The sequence below is a fragment of the Acidithrix ferrooxidans genome, assembly GCF_000949295.1.
GTDB classification, from domain to species: Bacteria; Actinomycetota; Acidimicrobiia; order Acidimicrobiales; family Acidimicrobiaceae; genus Acidithrix; species Acidithrix ferrooxidans.
Window position 1 is genome coordinate 1 of sequence record NZ_JXYS01000163.1, and the last position, 1,910, is coordinate 1,910.

A 1,910-nucleotide genomic window follows, 5' to 3' on the forward strand; every position below is an offset into this window, starting at 1 on the left:
ATGAGATCTAAAGAAGATATTGACAAGTGTGTGGAAACGCTTGACCAAAATGGCCCCAGCACGTTTGAGTTAGTGGCCCGACTCAACCTTCAATTATAGCGACGCGCTATCCCTAGGTGTCAAGGGGGTTAGTCCTTCGGCTAGATCTGCGCTCAGGCGCTACTGTACGGCCCTTAGCGCGATTTTTACCTGCTACTTTCGCGGGCTCATCTCTTTAGAAACCCTAGATCCTATCTGTAGTTTGCGAACTACCATAAAAAAGTAAGATTATAGGTTTAGAAGTTTCTTATCGTCACATCCTTAAGCATGGAGACATCAAGAGTTAGGTCAGCAACGATGCTCTTTAGATGACGGTTCTTTAGATTCAAGTTCCTTGAGATGCTTTAGCTCGGTTCCCAACATTTAACCATAGGCACTCTTACCCTGGATCCACCGAAAATTTAGCCGATCGACTTTGATTTTGGCATTAAAAAGGTGCTTTGAACTGGTGAACTTTAGGTTGTAATAGTCAAAAAACAACCAGTTCAAGGAGCACCTTTTAGATGCGAGCATCTACTAGTGCTTTAGAGTGTTTGATAGTCACCTTTGACGATTCGAACGCAGTTTCCAACAGTGGGTTAATACTCCCTATCACCCTTGCTGAGAGACTTGGCCTTAGGGATCTCTTTGATTTACACATTGACCTAGAGGATCGTCCTGGACGAGCAAATGTTGGCAGAAGAGCTATGGCTATCATTGCATCTATCTTGCGTCGCATCTATCTTGGCCGGTGGTGATTGCATTGATGACACTGCAATCCTTGAAAGCCCAAATGCGCAAGTTATCCTTGGTCAGATAATGCCAGCACCATCCACTCTTGGTGTCTTCTTGCGTAGTTTTGAGACCAGTGACATCGCAGATGTTGAACGAGTTGCAGCTTTGTTGCTAGAACGAGCCTGGCTAGCTGGAGCAGGTCCAGGTGATGAGCCGCTCACCATTGATGTTGATTCCACGATATGTCAGGTATATGGAAACAAAAAAGAAGGAGCTGGATTTGGTTATACCAACCTAAGGGGGTATCACCCACACCTAGCAGCTGTTGGCAAGACAGGTGACATTCTTGGAATAGTGACTCGTGAAGGCAATGCCAATACCGCTCGTGGTGCCGGAGAGTTTGTAACTCAGGTAATCAACAATGCCAGAGCCGCTGGAGCAACTGGTGAAATAACCATGCGTTTTGACTCTGGGTTCTACTCAAGAGCCGTTAGAGACGCAGCTAGTGCGGGTGATGTTCGCATTTGCATTACAACACGGATGTCCAAGAGACTAAAAGGTATCATCTCCGATATCCAAGAGGATGCCTGGACTTCAATTCCCTACTGGCTTGAAGGTGGAGCTGATGTAGCAGAAGTGAAATATCGCGCATTTGCAAGAGATAGACAAGACGTTCGTCTTATCGTAGGAAGAACAAAGCCTACTCCAGGGTCTCAGCTGGCACTATTTAGAGACTATGACTATCACGCATTTATTACCGATCGACAAGGCGAAACGCTCTTTCTTGAGGCTGATCACCGAGCACATGCCCAGATCGAACTAGTCATCAAGGATCTCAAAGGAGGTTCGGGATGGAATCATGTTCCATCCAGATACAAGAACGCTAATGCCGTTTGGTTGGAACTGGTCTAATTAGCCATTTGTGCAATTGCACACAACCTGACACGGTGCAACTGCACAACCTGACACGGTGCAACTTGATACGCCCCGGAAATCTTGGAGACTCCTAGTCTTGAGTTAAGGAGTCATCATTATGGCAAGAGTAAAGAAGTATTCACCCGAAGTTCGTGATCGAGCAATACGAATGGTCACGGACCATCGAGGTGAGTATCCCCCACAGTGGGCAGCTATCCAATCTGTTGCTCAGAAGCTTGGAA

2 protein-coding genes and 1 pseudogene are annotated in these 1,910 nt (G+C 46.4%); all 3 read left to right on the forward strand.

All coding sequences use genetic code 11. The features are described 5' to 3' along the window. Window positions 1-542 precede the first annotated feature (542 nt). Window positions 543-776 (forward strand): hypothetical protein, encoded by a 234-nt coding sequence (locus tag AXFE_RS19735; RefSeq protein ID WP_052607265.1) that lies wholly within the window; start codon window positions 543-545, stop codon window positions 774-776. Then, window positions 736-1,665 carry an IS1380 family transposase gene (locus AXFE_RS18015; RefSeq protein WP_160291940.1) on the forward strand — a complete coding sequence of 310 codons (930 nt, stop codon included), beginning with the start codon at window positions 736-738 and terminating at the stop codon, window positions 1,663-1,665. Before AXFE_RS19735 ends, AXFE_RS18015 begins: the two co-directional genes overlap by 41 nt. A 121-nt stretch (window positions 1,666-1,786) precedes the next feature. Continuing rightward, window positions 1,787-1,910, forward strand: a pseudogene (locus tag AXFE_RS19740) (IS3 family transposase); the annotation flags it as partial.

What these genes read in the sequence shown, in the direction of transcription:
- AXFE_RS19735 (WP_052607265.1), top strand. Translation starts at nt 543, where the DNA reads ATGCGAGCATCTACTAGTGCTTTAGAGTGTTTGATAGTCACCTTTGAC.